The sequence below is a fragment of the Desulfurobacterium thermolithotrophum DSM 11699 genome (assembly GCF_000191045.1).
GTDB lineage: Bacteria > Aquificota > Aquificia > Desulfurobacteriales > Desulfurobacteriaceae > Desulfurobacterium > Desulfurobacterium thermolithotrophum.
The window spans coordinates 1072839-1096356 of the sequence record NC_015185.1 but is presented as its reverse complement, the minus strand read 5'-3'; the positions used below and the strand labels follow the sequence as shown (position 1 = coordinate 1096356).

26 protein-coding genes are annotated in these 23518 nt (G+C 34.9%); 5 read left to right on the top strand and 21 right to left on the bottom strand.

Features of this window, described 5'->3' with window-relative positions:
- Positions 1-17: 17 nt before the first annotated feature.
- The 5 genes from DESTER_RS05665 to hisE are packed head-to-tail and all read left to right on the top strand — an operon-like array spanning position 18 to position 3460.
- On the top strand, positions 18-554 hold the full coding sequence (locus DESTER_RS05665) for an OmpH/Skp family outer membrane protein (protein WP_013638695.1): 537 nt from the start codon (positions 18-20) through the stop codon (positions 552-554).
- Positions 551-1555, top strand: coding sequence for a UDP-3-O-(3-hydroxymyristoyl)glucosamine N-acyltransferase (gene lpxD, locus DESTER_RS05660; protein WP_013638694.1), 1005 nt, complete (start codon positions 551-553; stop codon positions 1553-1555). Before DESTER_RS05665 ends, lpxD begins: the two co-directional genes overlap by 4 nt.
- 9 nt (positions 1556-1564) lie before the next feature.
- Positions 1565-2824 carry an adenosylhomocysteinase gene (gene ahcY / locus DESTER_RS05655; RefSeq protein WP_013638693.1) on the top strand — a complete coding sequence of 420 codons (1260 nt, stop codon included), beginning with the start codon at positions 1565-1567 and terminating at the stop codon, positions 2822-2824.
- The gene (gene hisI, locus DESTER_RS05650) at positions 2824-3177 is read left to right on the top strand and encodes a phosphoribosyl-AMP cyclohydrolase (RefSeq protein WP_013638692.1); all 354 of its coding nucleotides are present in this window, start codon (positions 2824-2826) and stop codon (positions 3175-3177) included. Before ahcY ends, hisI begins: the two co-directional genes overlap by 1 nt.
- Complete coding sequence (hisE, locus tag DESTER_RS05645) at positions 3170-3460, top strand: phosphoribosyl-ATP diphosphatase (protein ID WP_013638691.1); 291 nt, start codon at positions 3170-3172, stop codon at positions 3458-3460. Before hisI ends, hisE begins: the two co-directional genes overlap by 8 nt.
- Positions 3461-3487: 27 nt before the next feature.
- Here the strand turns inward: hisE and DESTER_RS05640 are convergent, their stop codons facing one another.
- The 21 genes from DESTER_RS05640 to DESTER_RS05540 form a co-directional block, all read right to left on the bottom strand.
- Complete coding sequence (locus DESTER_RS05640) at positions 3488-3829, bottom strand: histidine triad nucleotide-binding protein (RefSeq protein WP_013638690.1); 342 nt, start codon at positions 3827-3829, stop codon at positions 3488-3490.
- A gap of 11 nt (positions 3830-3840) precedes the next feature.
- Complete coding sequence (locus DESTER_RS05635) at positions 3841-5073, bottom strand: penicillin-binding transpeptidase domain-containing protein (RefSeq protein ID WP_013638689.1); 1233 nt, start codon at positions 5071-5073, stop codon at positions 3841-3843.
- 18 nt (positions 5074-5091) lie between these two features.
- Positions 5092-5712, bottom strand: coding sequence for a MotA/TolQ/ExbB proton channel family protein (locus DESTER_RS05630; protein ID WP_013638688.1), 621 nt, complete (start codon positions 5710-5712; stop codon positions 5092-5094).
- A 5-nt stretch (positions 5713-5717) separates the two neighbouring features.
- Positions 5718-6509: a tRNA (adenine-N1)-methyltransferase gene (locus DESTER_RS05625; RefSeq protein WP_013638687.1), complete on the bottom strand. Its 792-nt coding sequence runs from the start codon at positions 6507-6509 to the stop codon at positions 5718-5720.
- Positions 6496-7590 carry a lytic transglycosylase domain-containing protein gene (locus tag DESTER_RS05620; protein ID WP_013638686.1) on the bottom strand — a complete coding sequence of 365 codons (1095 nt, stop codon included), beginning with the start codon at positions 7588-7590 and terminating at the stop codon, positions 6496-6498. Before DESTER_RS05620 ends, DESTER_RS05625 begins: the two co-directional genes overlap by 14 nt.
- On the bottom strand, positions 7583-8326 hold the full coding sequence (locus DESTER_RS05615) for a YebC/PmpR family DNA-binding transcriptional regulator (protein WP_013638685.1): 744 nt from the start codon (positions 8324-8326) through the stop codon (positions 7583-7585). The genes DESTER_RS05620 and DESTER_RS05615 overlap by 8 nt, the downstream gene beginning before the upstream one ends.
- 57 nt (positions 8327-8383) lie before the next feature.
- Positions 8384-8791, bottom strand: a complete 408-nt coding sequence (gene nikR / locus DESTER_RS05610; RefSeq protein WP_013638684.1) for a nickel-responsive transcriptional regulator NikR — start codon at positions 8789-8791, stop codon at positions 8384-8386.
- A complete protein-coding gene (locus DESTER_RS05605) occupies positions 8779-10167 on the bottom strand; it encodes a YchF/TatD family DNA exonuclease (protein ID WP_013638683.1) in 1389 nt (462 codons plus the stop codon). The genes nikR and DESTER_RS05605 overlap by 13 nt, the downstream gene beginning before the upstream one ends.
- A gap of 1 nt (position 10168) precedes the next feature.
- On the bottom strand, positions 10169-10783 hold the full coding sequence (locus DESTER_RS05600) for an SPOR domain-containing protein (protein WP_013638682.1): 615 nt from the start codon (positions 10781-10783) through the stop codon (positions 10169-10171).
- Positions 10783-12423, bottom strand: a complete 1641-nt coding sequence (argS, locus tag DESTER_RS05595; protein ID WP_013638681.1) for an arginine--tRNA ligase — start codon at positions 12421-12423, stop codon at positions 10783-10785. Before argS ends, DESTER_RS05600 begins: the two co-directional genes overlap by 1 nt.
- Positions 12420-13196 (bottom strand): fumarylacetoacetate hydrolase family protein, encoded by a 777-nt coding sequence (locus DESTER_RS05590; protein WP_013638680.1) that lies wholly within the window; start codon positions 13194-13196, stop codon positions 12420-12422. Before DESTER_RS05590 ends, argS begins: the two co-directional genes overlap by 4 nt.
- Before the next feature lie 21 nt (positions 13197-13217).
- Entirely contained in the window at positions 13218-14048 is an 831-nt protein-coding gene (locus DESTER_RS05585; RefSeq protein ID WP_013638679.1) for a hypothetical protein, read from the bottom strand.
- A 44-nt stretch (positions 14049-14092) separates the two neighbouring features.
- Positions 14093-14515 (bottom strand): nucleoside-diphosphate kinase, encoded by a 423-nt coding sequence (gene ndk / locus DESTER_RS05580; RefSeq protein ID WP_013638678.1) that lies wholly within the window; start codon positions 14513-14515, stop codon positions 14093-14095.
- A gap of 20 nt (positions 14516-14535) precedes the next feature.
- Entirely contained in the window at positions 14536-15207 is a 672-nt protein-coding gene (locus DESTER_RS05575) for an endonuclease V (RefSeq protein ID WP_013638677.1), read from the bottom strand.
- Positions 15204-16268: an LptF/LptG family permease gene (locus DESTER_RS05570; protein WP_013638676.1), complete on the bottom strand. Its 1065-nt coding sequence runs from the start codon at positions 16266-16268 to the stop codon at positions 15204-15206. Before DESTER_RS05570 ends, DESTER_RS05575 begins: the two co-directional genes overlap by 4 nt.
- Complete coding sequence (locus DESTER_RS05565; protein ID WP_013638675.1) at positions 16262-17347, bottom strand: LptF/LptG family permease; 1086 nt, start codon at positions 17345-17347, stop codon at positions 16262-16264. Before DESTER_RS05565 ends, DESTER_RS05570 begins: the two co-directional genes overlap by 7 nt.
- Positions 17344-18228: a protein translocase subunit SecF gene (secF, locus tag DESTER_RS05560; protein WP_013638674.1), complete on the bottom strand. Its 885-nt coding sequence runs from the start codon at positions 18226-18228 to the stop codon at positions 17344-17346. Before secF ends, DESTER_RS05565 begins: the two co-directional genes overlap by 4 nt.
- Before the next feature lie 10 nt (positions 18229-18238).
- A complete protein-coding gene (gene secD, locus DESTER_RS05555) occupies positions 18239-19909 on the bottom strand; it encodes a protein translocase subunit SecD (RefSeq protein ID WP_013638673.1) in 1671 nt (556 codons plus the stop codon).
- 56 nt (positions 19910-19965) lie between these two features.
- Positions 19966-20655 (bottom strand): biotin--[acetyl-CoA-carboxylase] ligase, encoded by a 690-nt coding sequence (locus DESTER_RS05550; protein WP_148223777.1) that lies wholly within the window; start codon positions 20653-20655, stop codon positions 19966-19968.
- 158 nt (positions 20656-20813) lie between these two features.
- Entirely contained in the window at positions 20814-22205 is a 1392-nt protein-coding gene (locus DESTER_RS05545) for a DcaP family trimeric outer membrane transporter (RefSeq protein ID WP_013638671.1), read from the bottom strand.
- Between the two features lie 10 nt (positions 22206-22215).
- Positions 22216-23478, bottom strand: coding sequence for a phenylacetate--CoA ligase family protein (locus DESTER_RS05540; protein ID WP_013638670.1), 1263 nt, complete (start codon positions 23476-23478; stop codon positions 22216-22218).
- Positions 23479-23518 lie beyond the last annotated feature (40 nt).

The following is a 23518-nucleotide window of genomic DNA, read 5'->3' as shown; positions in this document are numbered from 1 at the left end:
TTTAAAGGAGGATAATTATGAAAAGAGCAATCTTGATTGCAACTTTATTTTCACTTATAACAGGTGGAAGTTCTCTAGCAGCAAAGGAAAAAACATTTAAGCAGCAACAATTTGCTGTTTATTACGTAAACATGCAGGAAATAATAAACAACTCTAATAAAGGAAAACAAGCAAAAGCAATTCTTGAGTCAAAGATTACTAAGGCTAGAGAAGAGATTAAGAAAAGAGAAAAGGAAATAAACAAACTAAAAGAAGAACTCAAAAGTCCTGTTCTCAGTGCACAGGCAAAGACAGATAAAGAAAGACAGCTCCAGCAGAAAATAAGAGATCTTCGAAGATTTCGTCAGGATGCACAAATAGAAATAGCTAATTTAGAAAAACAATATACTATGGAAATAATCAATGAAGTTGTAAAGCTAATTAACAATTATCGCAAGGAAAAAAACATTCCTATGATTGTTGAAGTAAGAGAAGCGGGAGTAATTACAGCAGATCCTAAGTATGATCTTACACAAACTATTATTAAACTCTACAACAAGCAGGCAAGACAATGAAGTTAAAGGAATTAGTAGAGATTTTAGGTTGTAAGCTAATTGGCGATTCTGAAGTAGAAATCAAAGGAGTTTCTGAGATACAAACAGCTGAGGAAGGAGACTTAACTTTTCTCACAAATCCAAAATATAGAAAATTTTTAAAGACCACTAAAGCCTCAGCTGTCATTTTAGAAAAAGAAATTCCTGAACTTAAAATAGCTCAGCTCCTTTGTGAAGAGCCCTATGTAGCCTTTGCAAAAGCTTTATCTGTCTTTTATCCAGAAAGACTTCCTGAACCTAAAATATCTGATAGAGCAATAATTTCAGATACAACAACAATTGGAGAAGACTGTTACATTGGAGATAATGTTTTTATTGGGAAGGGTACAAAAATAGGCAAAGAAGTAAAAATTTTTCCGGGAGTTTACATAGGAAATGACTGTGAAATAGGAGACAACACAGTAATCTTTCCTAATGTAACAATCTATGAAAGAACAAAAGTTGGAAGATTTGTCAGAATACACGCTGGAAGTGTTATTGGTTCAGATGGTTTTGGTTATGCTTTTAGTAAAAAGGATGTGAAAATCTATAAGGTACCTCAAACAGGGAGAGTAATAATAGAGGATTTTGTAGAAATAGGAGCAAACACCACAATAGATAGGGGAACCATAGGGGATACGGTAATTGGAGAAGGAACAAAAATTGACAACCTTGTTCAGATAGGACACAACGTCAAGATTGGAAAGTACTGTTTTATCGTTTCCCAGGTTGGAATTTCGGGAAGTACAAAAATCGGAGATTTTGTAACTCTTGCTGGAAAGGTTGGAGTAGCAGGTCATATAGAAATAGCAAGTAACGTTACAGTTGGAGCAAAGGCAGGAATAACAAAGAGTATTAAAAAGCCGGGTACCTATGCTGGATTTCCTGCAAGGCCTTATAGAGAATGGAAAAAAATTCAAACAATAGTTGATAGACTTCCTGAGATTTACGAAAAGATTAAACATCTATTAAGAAGAAAATAAGGAGGAAGTATGGAATACCATGTTAAAGATCTTTCATTAGCAGATAAAGGAAAAGACAGAATCGAATGGGCTGAAATAGATATGCCTGTTTTAAGGAAAGAGATTAGAAAAAGGTTTTTAGAAGAAAAACCTTTAAAAGGAGTTAGGATTGCTGCCTGTCTTCATGTGACAACAGAGACTGCAAATTTAATGAGGACTTTGAAAGAAGGAGGAGCTGAAGTTTATCTTTGTGCTTCAAATCCTTTGTCCACACAGGACGATGTAGCAGCAGCTCTTGTAAAACATTATGACATTCCTGTATTTGCCATTAAAGGAGAAGATGAGGAAACCTACTATCAGCACATAGAAGCAGTTCTATCTAAGAAACCTCACATAACTATGGATGATGGAGCCGATCTCATCTCAACTCTTCACAAGAATCATCCAGAGCTCTTAGAAAATGTTATTGGTGGAACAGAAGAAACAACTACAGGTGTAATTAGACTTAAAGCAATGGCAAAAGATGGAGTTCTAAAGTATCCAGTAATTGCAGTAAACGAAGCTCTTACAAAACATCTTTTTGACAATAGATATGGAACCGGGCAGTCAACAATAGACGGTATTTTGAGAGCAACTAATAGACTTCTTTCTGGTTCCGTTTTCGTTGTCGCTGGTTACGGTTGGTGTGGCAAAGGTGTTGCAATGAGAGCAAGGGGGATGGGAGCAGAAGTTATTGTAACAGAGGTTGATCCGATAAAAGCCATTGAAGCAAGAATGGATGGCTTTAGAGTTATGCCAATGGCGGAGGCTGCAAAGCTTGGAGATATCTTCTGTACAGTTACTGGAAATCTTAATGTAATTAGAGAAGAACACTTTAAAGTAATGAAAGATGGAGCAATAGTTTCCAATTCTGGACACTTTAACGTCGAGATAGACATTCCAGCTCTTGAAAGAATGGCAATTAAGAAGAGAACTGTTAGAGAATTTGTTAATGAATATACTTTAGAAGATGGAAGAAGAATATATCTTCTTGCTGAGGGAAGACTTGTAAACCTTTCTGCGGCTGAAGGTCATCCAGCTTCTGTTATGGATATGAGTTTTGCAAATCAAGCTCTTTCGGCTGAATACCTCGTAAAAGAAGGAAAAGAGCTAAGAGCAGATGTATATGTGGTTCCAGGCCATATAGATAAGCATGTTGCAGAGCTAAAGCTTAAAGCAATGGGAATAGAAATTGATGAATTAACACCTGAACAAATTGAATATCTCAATTCCTGGGAGATGGGAACGTAATGTTGAAGGTAGATAGAAGTCTTTTGAACAAAATAGACTTTGAAAAAGGAAATGGTCTTATTCCAGTTGTAACTCAAGATGTTAATACCAAAAAAGTTTTGATGGTGGCATACGTAAATAAAGAAGCATTAGAAAAGACTCTTGAAACGGGATTTGCCCATTACTACTCCCGTTCCAGAAAAGAGCTCTGGAAAAAAGGTGAAACTTCAGGACATGTTCAGAAAGTGGTAAATGTTTATATTGACTGCGATGAAGATACGCTGCTATATGAAGTTGAACAAACTGGTGTAGCGTGCCATACAGGAGAGTATAGCTGCTTTTTTAGAAAACTGGCGGAGAGAGAAGATGAGTAAGTTTTGTGAGGTGGTAAACGAGCTTTATAAGATAGTTGAAGAAAGAAAAGAAAAATTGCCAGAGGGTTCATACACAGCAAAACTTTTTAGAAAAGGAGAAGATAAAATTCTACAGAAAGTAGGAGAAGAAGCAGTAGAAACTATATTAGCCTTTAAGTCTGGTGACAAAAATCATACTGTTTATGAAACAGCGGATCTTATATACCACCTGTTAGTAGCTCTTGTAAATAAAGGGATAACTCTTGATGAGATAGGAGAAGAACTTCAAAAGAGAATGAAGTAGAGCTCTCAGGGAGCTCTACCTACTCTACTACTCACAAATCATTTTTCCTAATGGTTTTCCTGCAAATAGATGATAGTGTATGTGGTATATTTCTTGTCCTCCGTCTTTATTACAGTTAATCAAAATTCTGTAACCATTTTCTGCAAATCCCATATCCTTAGCTATTTTCTTAGCAACTAAGAATATGTGCCCTATTAACTCTTTATGCTTTTCTTCTAAGTCATTTACCGTTGGAATGTGTTCTTTAGGAACTATTAGAATATGAATAGGAGCTTGAGGATTGATATCATGAAATGCTACTACAAGCTCATCTTCGTAAACTATCTTTGCAGGAAGTTCTTTATTAATTATCTTGCAGAAAACACACATTGCCACCTCCGTTAATTTTTAGCAAAAGTAGAGTTAAGTTTAACAAAATCCATAGATGCTACTGCCGCTAACTCATATCCCGATAGGTAATATTTACTTCCGTTAACTGCAAGTGAAGAAAATGCTATTTTTTTACCTCCATATTCCATAAAACCAGTAAACCACTCGCACCTACCTTCGGGGTATGTCAGCTCCGAAAGAGTTCCACTCTTTCCGCCAATTACTAAGTTTGGATACTGCCATTTAAGTTTCCTAAAATATTTTCTATCAGAGACAGTTCCATACTTTACAGTCATAAGCATCATGGTTTTTATTTTATTTGCTGTTGATAGAGATACAACCTTTGCCAGTTTCTCTTTTTTGAAAGAGAACAACAACTTACCATCTGAATCATAAACTTTTTCTATTAACGAGGGTTTTAACATAATTCCTTGATTTTCTATAGTGAGAGCTATTAAAGCTTCATGAAAAGGACTTGTTCTTGTCTCGCCAAGACCTGCTGCCATTAAAGCTAAATCGTAACCATCAAGAGGTTTTCTCATAATTCCCCATGGAAACCCGTAGTCCTTTCTATTGAATCCGAACTTTTCAGCAAATTTTAAGAGATTTTCTTCTCCGATGAGTCTACCAAGATTTCCAAAAAATGGATTTGAAGAGAATGCAAACGAATCCTTCATATTCCTTTTTACCCTGTATTTACTGTTAAGCCAAACAGATGGAGAACAAGAGTCATCGTGTCCACCACAAATAAAAGAAGTATTGAGGTCAGCAATACCTGTTTCTATCGCTGTTGCAGCGGTTATAATTTTAAATGTTGAAGCTGTGGGAAAAGTTCTTTTTATTGTAAGATCTGGATAATCAAGACTTGAAACTGTTGCAAGAACCTTTCCAGTTAAGGCATCAAGCGCAACATATGCTCCGTACTTAATCTTAAAGTATTTAAATTTCTTTTCAAGTATTTCTTGAAATTGAGGATCAACAGTAAAAATTATAGTTAAGTCTTTATCATGGTAAACATATTTTCCTTTTTCTAACTTAGCTTTTTTAAAAAGGTAATATTGATAAGAAAAATCTCTTAAAAGCTTATTTAATTTTTCATAGGATGATTTAATCTCAGTTTCTTTAAATTCAAAGGAAGTTTCTTTCCTTTCGATTTTTCCTTTTTCTTCCGAATCATTATGAACTACAAATCCAAATAGAGTAAACAGTAAAAGTAAGCTTCCTAAAACTTGAACTTTCTTCATGTCTCAACCTGTTTAATCTCACTTAAGACCTTTAAAATTATTAGCTATTAAGACTCCTGCAGACTCAACTTCAGCTGCTATCTTATCAAGTTTTCTTTGGAATAGGTTGTACATAAAAAGTGCTGGAATGGCAACTAATAAGCCAAAAACTGTAGTAAGGAGAGCTTCTGCAATTCCTGCTGAGAGCTCTTGAGGATTGCCAATAGCTGTACTTCCAGCAGTCAGGACTCCAAATATTTTAATCATTCCAAGAACCGTTCCAACAAGTCCTAAAAGAGGTGAAACTGCGGCTATTGTTGCAAGGAGAGGCATACCTCTTTCTATTTCCATAAACTTCCTTTTTGCTGTTACTTCAAACGCGTTGAGAAAGTTTTCTTTTGTAGGTTTTCCAATATTTTTTAAAGCATCAAGAACTATGGAAGTTAAGAAACTTTTTCTTTTCTTACAAAACTCTACAGCATCTCCAATATTTCCTTCACTTAGAAAATCAACTATTAATCTTAAGTCCTCTTTAGGTACAAGTTTTGAAAGACGAAGAACAATAAACTTCTCTATAATAATAGCTACCGAAATAACTGAAAGAAACAAAAGAAAATAGCCTATAATTCCTGATTTTTGTAAGAGCTCTAAAACACTCATTTCAACTATACCTCTACGATACCGGGTAATTTTCTAGCAAATATAAGATAAGCTGTATGAGCTGGCATTCTATCTTCGGGTCTTAACCTTTCTGGAACTGTTTTATACTTCCTAAGAAGTATTTCTGATACTTCTACATCTATAAAAGGAAACTTTTCTATTTTCTTTAAAACTTCAATTACCTGATTAACTGTAGGAACAAGAATACCAAGCATATTTCCTGTTTTAAGTGCTTTGTATGCCTTATCTATGTAAAGCCAAGGTTCTCTTACATCTAAAAAAACTGCGTCAGCCTCAGTTTCATCAAAACCTTCTGCAATATCCCTATGCTTAACCTTTACTCTGTGATCAAGACCTAATTTACGAAGATTAGAAAGAGCATTCTTTATAAATTCTTCTCTTCTTTCATAACTTACCACTTTTCCAGAATCCCCAACAATATGAGCGAAAACAGCTGTCATTGCTCCACTTCCTATACCGCTCTCCACCACTAAATCACCAGGTTTTACATTTAATCTGAGAGCTATATAAGCTGAATCCTTGGGATAAATTATTTGCGTTAGTCTGTTAAGCTTATACATAATGAAATCATAAAGAGTACAGGGAAGAATTACGTATTTAAAACCTTTATGAGTTTCTATTACTGAACCATACTTTTTTCCAATGAGATCCTGAATATTTATCTCTCCTTTATCAGTATTAAACTTCCCTTTTGCAAGTGAGAGATTAAGAAAATACTTCTTATCTTTTTCAGAATCGTAAAGAACTACTGTATCTGTTTCCTTAACTATTCCCATTTTCTACTGCTTCCTTTTTGTAGTCTGTTTTAACTATTAAAATTGTCTGTCCTCTGTAAACAACAGTTCTTTTCAATCTATTAATTTCTTTTATCAGCTTAGCATCTGCTCCAAATCGTCTTGCAATAGAAACAATTTTTTCTCTTTTCTTAGGTATATAGACATAAATCTTTGAAGAAGATATGTACTTAAGTAAATTTGTCCTTTTCACAAACTTAGATGGTATGTACACGTAATGGCCTGCCGGAACTATTCTTCTTCTATATTGACTATTAAATCTCTTTGTGATGTAGTAAGGGACTTTTAGTTTTTTAGATATTCGATAAAGAGAGGTCTTAGATAGAACTTTTATTTTTAAAAGAGCAGCTGAGTTTTTTTTGTTTTCAAAAAAACTTTTTTCTTTAATAATAGAAAGAATTGCATAGAATTTTGGAACATAGTTTAAAGTTTCATCAGGAAGCTTAGTTAAATCCCAAAAGTGTTCCGCTCCAACTAATTTTAATCTTTTAAAGATTGTTCCAGGACCGGCATTATAGGCTGCTATTGCAAGATCCCATCTACCAAAAAGGGAATGAAGATATTTCAAATACTTAGCAGCTGCATGTGTAGACTTTTCTATATCAAATCTTTCGTCTATGTATCTGTTTACCTTAAGACCATAAAGCTTTGCGGTAGCTGGCATTAACTGCCAAAGACCCGCTGCACCTGCTTTTGAAACAGCTGAAGGATTTCCGTTACTTTCCACTACAGCAAGGAAAACAAGGTCTTCTGGAATACCTTCTTCTTTGAAAATTCGTTTTACAGTTGGATAAAAAACTTTAAAGTTATCAAGCAAAGAAAAGAGTTTCATCCTGTTCCAGTTGTTCTTGTAGTAAGAAAGCCAAAACTGAAAGGAAGGCTTATCCCATGGAATAGAAAGTTTTGTATTTGGAAGTTTGCTTTTTTGAGAAGTACTACTACCTAGAAGAATTGCAGCTTCACTGTAAACTGTAGATACTATTGAGTTATCAGGAGCTCCAAAAACAGCTGGAGCTCCTGATAAAATCAAAGCAGAAGCTATAGCAAAAAATGATTTACGCATTACTCATAACCTCTTCAGGCATGTCAAAGTTCGAGTAGACTTCTTGAACATCATCTAAGTCTTCAAGTGCTTCAAGAAGCTTGAGAACTTTAAGAGCTGTTTCTCCTTCTACTCTTGTTGTATTTTGAGGAATTAAGTCTAATTTTGATTCTTCAATCTCAAGACCTGCATCAAGAATAGCCTTTCTTACATCCTCTAAATCCTGAGCTTGAGTATAAACAACAAAATAACTTTCTTCCTTCACTACATCATCTGCACCTGCTTCTATTACAGCCATCATAACTGTATCTTCATCATAGTTTTCTGCTGGAATTGTAATTATTCCCTTTCTTTCGAACATCCATGAAACACAACCGGAAGTTCCTAAATTTCCACCATGCTTTGAAAAAGCATGTCTTACTTCTGCAGCAGTTCTGTTTCTATTATCGGTAAGACACTTTACAATAATTGCAACACCACCTGGACCATAACCTTCATATGTAACTTCCTCGTAAGCCTCTCCTGCAATTTCTCCTGTTCCTCTTTTTATTGCCCTTTCAATGTTTTCCTTAGGCATATTAAATTTTCTTGCTCGCTCAATAGCAGCTCTTAATCTTGGATTGGTTTCTGGATCTCCTCCTCCTTCTCTTGCTGCAACAGTTATTTCTCTTGCTAATTTTGTGTAAATTTTTCCACGCTTTGCATCTTGTGCAGCTTTTCTATGTCTAATATTTGCCCATTTGGAATGTCCAGCCACAGTAAACCTCCTTTAATTGATTTCCGCTAGTCCAATATAGACTGTAGGAAAAAGAGTTCAAGGTTCTATACCGGTAACAACTAACTTTCCATGCTTTACGCCTTTGAGGGTGATAATCTTATCTGCTAATTCCTTGATTACACTTGCCTTGCCTCTTACCGCAATTGTTTCAAGACAGTGATTATGGTCAATATGAATATGCATTGTAGAAATTATGTTTTTTAAGTAACCGTGTTCTATGTCTGTTATCTTTTCCGCAAGCTCTTTCTGATGGTGATCATAAACTATGGTTATAGTACCAAAAACTTCCCTGTCTTCCCCTATAGATTCCTCTATTAAAGCGTTTCTAATTAAGTCCCTAACTGCTTCTGAACGACTAACATATCCCTTTTTTTCAATGTATTGGTCAAACTTTTCTAAAAGTTTTTCATCAATTGAAACTGCAAAACGAGCTACTCTTCCCATTTTCCAAACCTCTTAAAATTTCTGATTTTAAAGTCAACTTGTAGTCTATTTGCCAAATCTATAAAAGCTTTCTCATTAAAGCCTGGGTAATTTACTGCAGAAATAATAACTTTAAAACCTTTTCTCTTTGCATCTTTTATAAATTTTAAAAGAGATTCCCAACTTCCGCTTCCAAATTTTGGTCTAACTATTTCATAGTATTCTTCAGGAGCTGAAGCATTAACACTAACGTTAAAAGTATCAATAAGCCCTTTAAGTTCGTCAAGAATATTTTCTCTTCCTGTTATAAGATATCCAAGTCCACAGGTATCTACTCTGAGATGCTTTCCTCCCATTTTTCTTATCCACTCTGCGACCTTTTTCAAGACATCAAATCTTTCAAAAGGTTCCCCATAACCACAAAAAACTATCTCATCGTATATTCCGGGATTTTTAATCCTATACATGTACTCTTCAGGAATTGGTTCTCTTCTTAAGTTTAGGTTATATCCAAGAATGAAATCTTCTTTTCCTCTAAAACAAAACTTACAGCTACATGGGCATTTAGAAGTTAAGTTAACATAAAGCTTGTTTCCTACAGTATAAGCAAGTCTTTCTTTTTTTTCTTCTTCTGTAAGAGAAAGACCAAAAAGCCTTTTAGCATTTAAAGAGGTCATTCTGTCGATATCTAAAAAGCTTAATCCTAATTCTTTGGCAATAGTCATTGCAACATAGGCAACATAAGCTGGTTTGTTTCTTTTTCCTCTTACTGGCTGAGGCGCAAGGTAAGGAGAATCGGTTTCTATAAGTAGCCTTGAGCTCGGAACATATTTTAATGTTTCTCTCAGTTCGCTGTTTTTTGGATAGGTGACAATTCCAGCATAAGAAATATAAAGACCTTCGTCTAAAGCAGCTTTAAGTAGTTCTTTATCTCCACTAAAACAGTGAAGTACACCTTTAATTCCTTTAAATTTAGTTCTTATAAAACTTGCCGTTTCCTTTCCTGCATTTCTTGAGTGAATAATAACTGGTAGATTAAGCTCTCTTGCAGCTTCAATTTGCATTTCAAAGATTTCATATTGCTTTTCTTTCGAAGATAGGTTTCTATAAAAATCAAGCCCCATCTCTCCAAGAGCAACTACTTTGGGAGAGCTCTTACTAATTTCCACTATCCTATCGTAATCTTTTTCGGAATAGTTTTTAGCTTCATGAGGATGTATTCCGACTGAAGCATAGATTTTTCTGCTTGACATAGCAAGCTCTACGGCTTTTTTACTATCTTCTAAATCACCACCAACAGTAATAACTGCATCTAGCTTATTTTCACATTCTCTTATTATTTCTTCTCTATCTTCGTCAAATTGGGGAAAGTGAAGATGGGCATGAGTATCTATCAAATTATTTCCTCCTCTTAAGAATAGATTTATACCCAATGTTTTTTAACAACTTTTGTACTGACAAAGCCTTTTCTTTAGAATCAAAATAGCCAACAGTAACTACTGTATACTTATCATAAAAAAGAGTTTTTGAATTAAATCCTTTTTCTTTTAGTTGAGAAGCTAATTTAATAGCATTAGTTTTGTTCTTGAAAACTCCAACTTGCAAATAGTAGCCTTTTTCCTTAATCTCTCGAGTTGTTTCTTTTGATTTTAGTTTTACTGTAGATTTCTTTTCTTGCTTAGTAGACGTAGAAGCTAACTCCTTTTTCTTCTCCTCAACTATTTTCTTTTTTTCTTGAGAAATTTCCTTTTTTACCTTTTCTTCAGCAACACTATGTTCTGTCTTTTCTTTTGTATTATCCACTACTACAACTTTATTCTCAACTCTCGGCTGAGAAACAGGACTTAAAGCAGCTATTGTTTTAAGAAGTTTTTGCTTTTCAATGTCAAATTTCTGTTTAGCTTCTTCAAAACCAGCTTCTTTTCCTATAAAGTAACCTAGAGAATAAGAAAAGACAAATATAGCAACAGCGGTACCCATTAAAATGAACTGAATCCTCCTATCCCCTTCCATTACATCCTCCTTGGTGCAGTTACGTTAAGAATATCAAGTCCAAGATTAATTGTTCTTCTAACAGCTTTTATCAAAGAAAGTCTTGCAGTCGAAAGTTTAGGATCTTCCTCCATAATTACTCTATGTTTGTTGTAAAATCGATGGAGTTTTGATGCAAGGTCTATAAGATAGTAGGTAAGCCTATGTGGTTCTCTTTTCTCTGCTACCAGCTCAAGCTCATATTTTAGATTATAGCAACCTGCTATAAGTTCTCTTTCTTCTTCAGAAGATAACAGTTCTAAGTTTTCTTCAGAAGGAACAAATCCTTTTTCTTTTGCTTTATCTAAAATACTGCAGAGTCTTGCATGAGCATATTGAACATAGTAAACAGGGTTTTCACTCTTTGAAGAAAGTGCAAGATCTATGTCAAAATCAAGAGGAGTATCATGCCTTTTCAAAAGGAAGAAAAATCTAACAGCATCAACTCCAACTTCATCCATAAGCCATCTGAGAGTTACAAAGTTTCCTGCCCTCTTTGACATTTTCACTTCTTCACCATTCTTAAACAGTTTCACAAGCTGGATGAGAATCACTTCAAGCCAATCTGGATTTTTCCCAAGTGCTTGAATTGCTGCTTTTACTCTTGGAATGTAACCGTGATGATCTGCTCCCCAAACATTAATAGCTTTATCAAAATTCCTTTCTATTTTATTATAATGATAAGCAATATCTGAAGCAAAGTATGTATATTCTCCATTTGAACGTTTTACCACTCTATCTTTATCATCTCCAAAAATAGTAGTTTTCAGCCAAAGAGCTCCATCTTTTTCGTAAAGAAGATCTTTTTCTTCTAAAATTTTTAAAATTCTTTCAACTTCTCCCTTCTCATAAAGGCTTTTTTCGCTAAACCAGTAGTCAAATTTAACCCTTAAATCTTTTAGATCTTTCCTAATTTCCTCAAGAAGTCGCTCTTTTCCAAACTCTGCCGCTATTTCTATAGCTTCTTCCTCGGGTAAAGAGATTATTTCCGGTCTTTCCGCCAAGAGCTCTTTTGCAACCTCAATAATGTATTCTCCCTTATATCCATCTTCGGGAAAAGGATAGTTTTCTCCTGAAAGTTCTTTCATACGAGCGTATATTGAGACTCCAAGAAGTTTTATTTGTCTTCCTGCATCGTTTATATAAAATTCTCGTTCAGGTTTATAACCTGTAAGTCTCATCACTCGATAAAGAACATCTCCTACCACTGCACCTCTTCCATGTCCAACATGAAGAGGACCAGTAGGATTAGCAGAAACATATTCAAGAAGTACTCTTTCTCCTTTTCCAATCTCAGAAATATAAAATTCTTCGTGTAAAACCTTCTTTAAAATATCGGTGTAAAAACGTTGACTAAAGAAAAAGTTAATAAAACCACCACCTGCAACTTCTACCTTTTCAAATTCAGGCATTGATTCTAAGCTCTTAAGAAGTTCATTAGCAATAGAAAATGGCTTTTGTTTTAATTCTTTTGCAAGGAGAAAAGAAATATTTGTTGCAAGGTCTCCGTACTCTCTTTTTTTAGGTTTTTCAAAGCTTGCTTTATCAACAAGATAAGAAAGCTCCTTGTTGTATATTTCTTTTATAGCAGATCTTACTTTCTCCTTTATAAGCTCCTTCATCTTCTCTCCTTAGCAACGTAGTTGATGAGAGTACCTATTCCTTCAATCTCAACTTCTACTTTATCTCCTTCTTTTAAAGGTCCTATACCAGGTGGAGTTCCTGTAATAACAACATCTCCTGGTAAAAGAGTCATAACTTGTGAGATAAAAGAAACAAGCTCAAAAGGTGAAAAAATCATGTCCGAAGTTTGACCTTGTTGTTTTATTTCTCCGTTAATTCTTGTTGTTATTTTGAGGTTTAATGGATCAACAGAAGTTGCAATCCAAGGACCATAAGGTGCAAAAGTATCAAAAGATTTTGCTCTTGTATATTGAACATCTTTTTGTTGAAGATCCCTTGCTGTAACATCGTTAAAGCAAGAATATCCAAGAATGTAGTTAGGTACATCTTTGGGAGTAACTTTTCTACACTTTCTTCCAATTATAACGGCCAATTCTCCTTCATAATCAACTCGTTGAGACATTTCAGGAAGGAATATCTTCATCTTATTTGCAATAACAGCAGTAGAAGGTTTCATAAAGAGAAGAGGTTCCTCAGGAAGAGGTTTACCCATCTCTTCAGCATGAGCTTTATAGTTTAATCCTACAGCAACAATTTTTGATGGTCTTGTAGGAGAAAGAAATTTTACTTCCGAAAATGAAAGAACATCTTCTGTAGGAGTTATAGAATCCATTAATTCTGAAACCTTAGTTTCCTTTATAGGTACTATTTCTTTTCCCTTTATTAAACCGAAAAATGATTTTTCATTACTTTTAAACCTTCCTATTTTCAAGGGAATTCCTCCTTAATTAGATTAGATATTTACAATTCCAAACATCTTACCATTAACAAATATCCTATCACCATCGGTTAAATCAAGGTAGACAGGAGTCAAAACGTTTAACTCCATATCTTCTGCAATAATATTAATAGAAAAAAGTTCTCGAGATTCAAACGTTACTTTTTTAAAAAATGTTACAACTCCAACAACTGAGTAGTTGTTAGACCTGGAAAATATGTAAGTATCAAATATTTCTTCTGGCTTAGATTTAAATTCATCTATTAACCTTTGAGTTTCTCTTTCTCCTAAGTCTCTTTCCAATTTTTCTATAGCTTTATCATTATTTTTAACTGCTAATTTAAGTATTTCCTTATGTTCGTCAGCAATTTGGTCAAAATGGATAAGAGGCTCTAATTTTCTTACTTCTTTTGAGTAAAGACTTAAATGAACTATATGTTCAGAAGATAGTCTTTCAGGAAGCTCGCATAAGTTACACAGCTCGAAGAAAAAAGTATTTCCTGTAGCAATTTCTACAGCTTCCACCAGTAACGTAAATTCTTCTAAGGATTGGATTTTAAAGTTGAAATCTTCAAAAGTATAAACCACTCCATTTTTATATGCTATGTAACATCCCAAAGATTTCTCTTCCTTTTTTGGAAAGATGGATCGAGATTCTTTTTGAAGGAAATAGGAAAAGATACTGAAATCTTCATCAGCTTCAAATCTTTTACATATTAATTTTTCCTGCGAATCGAGAAGATCATCAAAAACGTAGTGAGCAATTTCTATTTCTTGACCTCTTTCCTCTGCTAAAGAACAAAGTTCCTTTTTATCCAGCTCCAAAATACTGAAACTGTCGTCCATTTAATCTCCCCATAGGATTTAAGTAGGGGGAATAAAATTCCCCCTTACTCGTTAATTTCAAGAGCACTAAAGAAAAATGGAATTTCATAAGCTGCAGATTCAGGAGAGTCAGAAGCGTGAACAGCGTTTCTTCCAACGTCTGTTCCATATTTCTTTCTAATTGTTCCTTCAGCAGCTTTTGCTGGATCTGTAGCTCCAATAATTTCTCTTACTCTTGCAATAGCATTTTCGCCTTCAAAAACCATAGGTACACATGGTCCAGAGGACATAAAATCTGTTAGTTCGTCATAAAAAGGTCTATCCTTATGGACAATGTAAAACTTCTTGGCCTGTTCTTTTGAAAGGTGAACCATCTTTATTGCAAGAAGTTTTAGGTCGTTTTCTTGAAGTATCCTAACGATATCTCCAACAGCATTTTTCTTAACAGCATCTGGCTTCACGATAACAAGTGTTCTTTCTACAGCCATTTTTTCCTCCTTTCTTGAATTTATTGGGAATTATAACCTTTTCTCAAGGTTTGCAGGTAATTGTGAGCCAATCTTGTAGGTTCAGGAATTCTGTACTTCCCTTTAAGAGTTTGCATAAAAGAAAGAGTATCTGTAAGAGTTATAAGATTTCCTGGCGAAATATAGATTGGTTTTACATTATTCTTAGTCCTTAAAACGTATCCTAAAATTTCTTTTGTTTTAGGGTCATAAATTTCTTCATAGCATCCTTTCTTTTCGCACGGCTCTTTAAAATTTCCATAAAGAGGCTTTTTAGCACAGCCGATAGTAGGAACTTTTTCAACTATTCCAAAATGAGCTGCTATTCCAAGTTTTCTTGGATGAGCTATTCCATGCCCATCAACAATAACAATATCTGGTTTATTCTTTAGTTTCCTAAAAGTTTTGATAAGAAGAGGAATTTCTCTAAAGGCTAAAAAACTAGGAATATAAGGCACTTTAATCTCTAATATTTCATAAGCATATTCGATAACTTCTAAGGAAGGATACGAAAGAACCACAAAAGCTCCTATTCCAAGTGTAGGAGTTTTATAGGGATTCAAGAAGGTAAGATCACAACCAGCAATAAGTTTTACCTTTCCTAAAGGTTTAAGAGATAGTTTTTTCTTTAATATCTCTTGAGCTCTTTTTGCTTTCTTAAAATCAAACTTCAAGTATCCATCCTCGCAAGAAGAAGTAAACCAATTGATAAGAACATAACCTCAGGTGCAAAGGCGGAATAAAAAGGAGGGAGTACCCCGCTTTTTCCAAGACTTGAAAAGAAAGATATCGTTATCCACATGAAAACTATAAGAGCTGCAGCTATAACAAGGGTATAACCTTTTTTGTTACGAGGATTAAAAACTCCTAAAGGAATTCCTATAACTGCGACAACCAGTGGAAGCAAAGAAATTGCAAGTTTTGAGTATAAATCTACTAAATAGCCAGTAGTATCATATCCAGCTCTTTTAAGCTGCTTTATAACTTTGTAAAGTAAGAAAGAGCTCATCGTTTCAGTTTCAATTTGTGTAAATATTAAATCTTTCTTTCCAATTCCAAGATTGATTTCTTTTTCAGAAATTTTCGTTGTTTTAAGCTCTTTTAATTTCCTTTCAAAACAATTTTTAAGTTTCCAGATATCATCTTTGATGTTAATTCCATAGAGAGCATCTATTCTTTTAGTAGGAGAAAATTCTTTTCCAAGGAAAAAAATGGAAATTCTCTTAGCTTCAGATTTTGCTGGGTTTACATACTCCATAAAGACAAAAGTTTTTTCATCTTTTTTAAACCAGATAGATTTTCCAGAAACGTGAAAATTTTTATTTTCCTTTACCTTGTAATAAATACTTTTGGAAAGAGAAATTGATTTTGGTACGACCAGTTCTCCTATTAGGAAAGAAAGGATAGAAGCCAAGAAAGCAAGAAAAATAATAGGAAATGAAAATCTATACACACTAATTCCTAAAGCTTTTACAACTGTAAGTTCATTAGAAAATGAAAAGTTAGAAAGAGTAACCATAGTTGCAATTAAGGTAGCAATGGGTATTACTCTAACAGTATAAAGAGGAAGACGGTAGATAACATAAAGAAATCCATCTGCAATTCCAGACTTTAAAAAAGTGTCCATTTTGCTGACAAAATCTATAACAATAAAAAGAACCATGAATGTAAGAAGTGTAAGGACAAAATATCTCAAGGTTTCTATAAAAACGTATCTATCCAGTCTCTTTACCATCTACCACCAACTCTTAACTCTATTTTCTCTTTCAAAGCCTGAATGTAGAGAAAACCTCCTAGGACAAAAAAGAATAAATCTGTTAAAAGAGGTAAAAGAACAATTCCTGTATTAAGAGCAATTTTCTTTGTTAGAGTATAAAGTATGTAGTAAACGACAATTATTAAAAGACTTAAAAGAATTCCGATCCCTATTGAACTTCGTGGAATTATTAATGCAAGAGAAAAAGCTAATATTCCAACTATAAGAGGTGCTAAAGAAAGACCAAGCCTTTTAAAGAGCTCTACTTTTGCCTCAATTCTGTTTGAGGAAATGAGTTCTGGAAGTGTCTTATATCTGATTGATTCAAATTTTTCTCTTTTTGTAAATCTATAGAGTTTTACTGTGTAGTTTTTGAAATTTAGAACTTTAAAGTTTTCAGGCTTTTTCCAGTTAATAAACTCTCCAGTGCCATCTTGAATGTCAAGAAATACTGTATCCTTTTCTGTTCTTAACATTCCTTTCTTTGCAAAAATTGTTATGAGTTCATCTTTTTTTACAAGCGATACCATGAAGTTTTCAAGATATCCTTTTTCAGGATAGAGTTTTTCTACGTAAAAAGTAACTCCGGGAAAGTTAGAACTAAAGTTTTTGGGCGATATGCTCATTGTAATCTTTTTCTTTACCAATTCTTCAATTTCCTTTTTCATAGCAACATTACTTTTAGGCATCAAAAACATAAGTGAATAAAAGGAAAGAATAGAAAAGGCAACTCCTAAGAAAATTACTGGTTTTGATAGTTCTTTTGTGCTTACACCACACGATTTTAAGGCTACAAGTTCGTTATTGTTCCCTAATTGAATAAAAACAATTAAAACGGAAAGAATAAAGGCCATAGGTATTGTCATACCTAAGAAAGCAGGTATCCCCTTTACTAAAACAGAGAGAAAATTTAATATGGAAACTCCCTGTCCAAAAACTGTTTCCGCAATTGAAGAAGCTCTATCCATCAAGATAACAAAAATAAAAAGCCCCAAAGTTAAGATAAAAACTCTGAGAATTTCTAAAAAAATGTAACGATGAATTATCTTTATTCTCATTTTACCTTTTTAACACGCTTGTACCAATCAACTACAATAGCACTTGCTATGAAGATAGAAGAGTAAGTTCCAACAATAATTCCCACTAAAAGGACAAATGCAAAATCGTTTATTACTCCTCCACCAAATATGTATAGGCAGAGAACTACAAAAAAAGTTGTTAGTGAGGTAATTATTGTTCTAGAAAGAGTTTGGTTAATACTTTCATTTACAATTTCTTCAAAAGGTTTACTGCGAAGTAAGACTTTCATATTTTCTCTTATTCTATCGTAAACAACTATTGTGTCGTTTATTGAGTAACCAATAACCGTTAAAAGAGCAGCTATAACGGGAAGGCTAAATTCTCTGCCAACAGCCATAAAAATTCCTGTAGTTGCAAGAGTATCGTGAAAGAGAGCCAAAACGGCTCCAAAGGCAAATATCGCTTCAAATCTCCATGCAACGTAAAGAAGAATGCCAATCATTGCATAGATAAGAGCCATTATTCCCTTTTCCCTTAGTTCTTTTCCGACTGTAGGACCTATCATCTCAACTCTTCTAATTTCTGCCTTTCCATTAAACTTTTCTTTTATAGTCTTTGTCACACTCTCCACAGTTTTATTTGGATCTCCTTTTACGGGTGCTTTTATAAGGAATTCATTTGCAGTTTCTATGTTTTGAACAGTTACTCCCTCAACTTTTCCCTTAAATAACTGTCTTAAAGTTTCTGTGTTAACATTCTTGTCTTCTATCTTAACCTGAACAAGAGCTCCACCTGTAAAGTCTATTCCGAATTTTGCACCTTTTATAAAAGCTCCGTAAAACCAAGAACCTGCTATAAGAAGAAAAGACAAAAAGTAAGCAATATATCTTTTACCTATAAAATCAAATTTTCTTTCCATCGACTACTCCTTAAATGCTAAATATTCGTGATTTGTACTTAACAATTACGTCAAGAAGAACTTTTGTTACAAATACAGCTGTAAACATACTTGAAAGGATACCTAGAGACAGGGTAACTGCAAATCCCTTAATAGGCCCTGTTCCAAACTGAAATAGAACAATAGCAGCAACAAGAGTAGTTACGTTTGCGTCAATAATTGTTCCCCACGCTCTTGAAAACCCAGCTTCTACTGCAGAGTAAAGGTTTCGTCCCTTTCTTAATTCTTCTCTTATCCTCTCGAAGATAATGACGTTAGCATCAACTGCCATACCAATTGTAAGGATAAACCCTGCTATTCCCGGAAGTGTAAGTGTAGCTCCAAGAAGAGCAAGAGCTGCCCAAAGAACAGCTACATTCATAAGAAGCGCTAAATCTGCAATAGCTCCCGAAAGTTTGTAATAAGCAACCATAAAAAGCATGACAATAATAAGACCTGCAACTCCTGCTTTTATACCTTTTTCTATGGATTCTTTACCAAGAGAAGGTCCGACTGTCGTTTCTTCAATTATCTTAACAGGAGCAGGAAGAGCTCCAGCTCTTAGGACAATGGAAAGGTCTTTTGCTTCCTGATATGAAAACTGCCCAGTTATCTGTCCTCTCCCACCAATTGCTGATCTTATTACAGGAGCGGATTGAACTTTGTTATCAAGAACAATAGCAAGTCTTACACCTATGTGTTTTGAAGTGTAGTCTTTAAAAATTCTTGCTCCTTCTGAATTTAACTCAAAACTTACTGCAGGCATTCCATATTCATCAGTACTTGGGTAGGCATCTTTGAGGTAGGCACCTGTAAGAATTGGTTCTTTCTTTAAGATAAAAAACTGATATCCAATAACTCTTTCGCTTTTATCTTTAATTTCTTGGACTAAGATTTGGTTATCCTCAGGAACATGTCCTCCAAACTTTTTAACGAGTTCCTCTAAGGAATTAACTTTTAATTCCTCTTTCTTCCCATCCTTTAAAAGGTAAAACTTAGCACCCGAAGGAGAAGGTACTACAGAAACTGTTTCTCCTGAAGGAATAGTTCCTCCAAGCTTTGTTATAAGCTCATCTGGTGTCTGTGCCGTATCAACAACTTCTTTAAATTCAAGCTTTGCAACTTTTCCTATAACTTTTTTAGCTCTCTCTGGATCTTTTATACCTGGGAGCTCTACAATTATTCTATCCTTGCCGTTTCTAACTATTACAGGTTCTGCAACTCCAAGCTCATCAATTCTATTTCTTATTGTTTCAAGAGCTTGTTCTGCAAGTCTGTCTATTTCCTTAGAAATGTAAGAAGGTTTAAGGGTAAGAATTAGCTTTTCACCTTCTACTTTTACATCAAACATATTTCCGTAGTCTTCTTTAACAAGTTCTACTGCTTTTTGAACAGAGCTCTTTTCTAAAAGAACGAGCTCTATTTTCTTTTCTTCTCTTTTTGCAGATAGAAGTGGTATGTTTTCCTTCTCAAACTTGTTTTTTATTTCTCTTAAGGCAGTAGAAACTTCATCTTCTATTGCTTTTTTTACATCTATCTGAAGAACAAGATGAGTTCCACCTTGAAGATCAAGACCAAGAGTTACAGGTTTTGTAAACATAACGTAGATTGAGCCTAAGAGAACTAACAAAACAAGAGCTATTCTGTACTTTAAGCTTTTCATTCCTCTCTCCTACAGCCTCTTAAATTAAAGCAAGATGTATTATACGATTTTCTCTTTTACAGTCTAATGCTTACATTTCCTGAAAATAACCTTCTTATTTTTCCCTCCACTTCAACCACAAGGCAACCATTAGTATCTATTCCCAGAGCTATTCCATTAAATTGTTTGTGTTCTTCGATTACGGAAACTTCTTTTCCTATTAAGGGACAGTTTTTCTCAAATTCCTTTACGTTGAAAGCTTTCTTTTTTAAAAGCTCGTAGTAATTTTCTACTTCGAGGATTAACTTATCTAAGATACTATGTTTATCAAATGGAATTTTTTCAGCAAATAAAGAAGTTGCAGGAACTTCAAGAGAAGAAAGTTCATCTCTTGTATAGTTAAGATTTATACCGATACCGATTATAAGGCGATCTGAAAGGAGCTCAGGTAAAATTCCAGAAATTTTCTTTCCGTTTATGTAGATATCATTAGGCCACTTTAAATAAAACCTTTTGTCTAAAGTCTTTAAAACATTTAAAACTGCTACTCCAAAAGCAAGACTTGAAAGAGAAGCTATTTGATAGCTTATAGGAGAAAACATAAAAGAAACATAAAGTCCTTTTCCTTTTTCAGAAATCCATTTTTTCCCCCTTCTTCCCTTTCCGCCTGTTTGTTTTTCTGCAACTACGCAAAGACCGTGGCAAAATTCCACACGCTTAAGATATTCGTTTGTTGAATCCACTTCCTCGAGAAAAATTAATTTCATAAACCGCCCCGAGAAGACAAAGTAATTAAGTAACGAGTAACAGGTAACGACTGGCAAAGAAAAATAAAACAAATTTATGACAGAATATCAATAATAAAAATCCCCCCCTGCCTCCAGAAAGGAGGAAAGTTTTACAGGGGGGATTCAGGATGATCAGATTAGAAGAAGTAGAGAATGCTTCCCTGGTAACGGTTGACTGTGCCGTCGGTAGTTGAATAGTCTGTTTTTACTCTTAAATACTCTCCCATCAAACCAATGGAAGGAGTTAGCTTATAAAAAGCATTTGTATAGTACATGGTATTCTTTAAACGAGCACCTTCTACATACTGACCGTTATACTTGAGGTCATCATTATCAGGGTCATCAATACCCGCTCCAATTCTCCAGATAAGTTTAGGAGAAATTCTTGTAGTTAATTCTATCCAACCACCCTGAGCATCTATTTCTTTAGCATTTGCAACTTTAATTTTGCTTCCATTATTAGGATCTACTGTTACGTATTTAGTATCAAAGTATCCATCATCATAAACGTAAAGAACTCCCTGAGCTACGCCTCCTGTATACCAGCCATCAAGATTCCTTCCTTTCCAGATTTTTCCTGAAAGTTCAAATCGTCCGTATCCCAGTTTATATTCAAATCCATAGGAATAAGTATCTAAATTCTTATCTCCTCCATCTGCAAGATCAATCTGCTCTTTTCCTACGTGCCCTATCAGCCCAAAATGAATCTTAGCGTCATTTACGCTTGTATCATACACAACCCTTCCCTGGAAATCTGGCAAGCCAGAATCTGATCCTGTATCGTACCAAGGAGTAGTTGTCTGTCCAAATTCCCTATCAATAGCTGCTTGCAGCGTAATTTTTCCTGATTCTGTTTCGATCCACTTAGTTAATCTGATCTGCGGAATTCTATATCCTATATTTCCCATAAAGGCTCCAGACGGGAAGTTTGAAAGATGGGGATAAAGTTGAGTGAGAAGCATCCATTCAAGACCGGCTAAAACAGACCAGGAATCTTTCTTTAATTCAACAAATGCTCTTCTAACTCTAACAACCTGTTTGTTCGGGTCTGTATTTTCTATATCATTGGTTTCTGTTCTGTAAAAATCAAGCTCAATTTTTCCAAGAATATCGTAATCACTTTCCTTGGTTTTAATATCAAAACCAAATCTACTGTGTTTGAAGGTCAGGTTAAAATCATCGTCGTTTGAATTTGTTGTTTCTGGTAAAGCCCACAGTATAAAGTCTTTACCCACAGCCTTTGAATCTGAGTAAGCTGCGTCAATCTTGAAGTAACCGTAGAAATCTACACTCTTTCCAGACTTACTTTTAAAAGATGGAGCTCCGGCAGTTTTAAAAGAAGTTGCTCTACCTTTGATGGATCGGATTTCCTCTCTTAGTTTCCTGTTCTCTTCCTTGACTTGCTGGAGCTCACTCCTCATCTGTTCAATCATTTCCCTTAACTGCTGAACTTCATAGTCGCTTGCAGCTAAGGAAGGTAGACTTGATGAAAGAACAAAGACAGTTCCAAGCAGTAGTGCTCTTCTCATAGCCCTCCTCCTAAGTGAACTTCTTAACTCTTACAGCTTTTCCTTCGCTTCTGGGTATCTCTCCTCTCCTTTTAAGAGTTACTTCAATATGAAGTCCTAAAAGACTGTAAATCTCCTCTTCTATTCTCTCTTTTAGATACTGATCCTGTCTGTCTGCTTCAATAACAACTTCAACCACATCTTTCCCTTCAACTTTACCAATTATTATTTGATAGTTGGGTAGAACTTCCGGATACTTCATTATCACCTCTTCTATCTGCCTCGGGTAGAAACAGACACCTTTGACTTTCAGCATATCATCAGTTCTTCCTTTTATTCTTGCGAGTCTCAAATGGGTTCTTCCGCAATCGCATCTTTCTCTTGAAATAACCTTTGTTATATCCCTCGTCCTATACCTAATGAGTGGCAATCCTTCACGGGTTAGAGTCGTAACAACCAGCTCTCCCTCTTCACCATCTGGCAGAACTTCTCCTGTTTCAGGATCAACTATCTCAACAATGTAGTGGTCTTCCCAAACGTGAATACCGTTATGGGCTTTACAGTCTATTCCGAGTCCAACTCCCCCAGTCTCTGTCATCCCTATAATGTCAAAGCTCTCAATTCCCATCTCCCTTTCAATGTATCGGCGTATCTCCTCGCTCCAGACCTCTGCACCGAAAATACCAATTCTCAAATTGGTCTCTTTAAAATCAAAACCTTCTTCCTTTGCAACTTCAATAAGCCTTAGAGGATAGGAGGCTATTCCAACAATAGCAGTGGTTTTAAAATCTTTCAGGAATTTCAACTGAAGAAGTGTTCTTCCGGGGCCTATTGGAACAACAAAACAGCCGATCTTCTCTGCTCCATAGTGAAAACCGAATCCGCCATTAAAAAGTCCAAAAGATGGAGTAATCTGAAGAACATCTTTATAGGTAAGACCAGCAGCAGAGAGACACCTTGCCATTATTTCTCCCCACTGCTCAACATCGGCAGGGGTGTATGGGTTAACTACGGGGGTTCCTGTAGTTCCAGAGGACATGTGAAACCTTATAAACTCACACTGGTCTCCACAGGCAAGGCCAAAAGGATAGTTCTGTCTTAAATCTTCCTTCGTCAGAAAAGGGAGTTTCTTGAGGTCTTCGAGGCTTTTTATATCTTCGGGCTCAGGGCTCCCTATCTTTTTCCAGTACTTTTTGTTTTTCTCTTTTATCCTTCTTAAAGTTTTTTTAAGCCTGTCAAGCTGGATCTTTTCAATTAACTCCCTGTCCAGCGTTTCAAGTCTTCTCTGAAACATATCTCCCCTCACAACTCCTTCAATAAATGTTAAATTATTG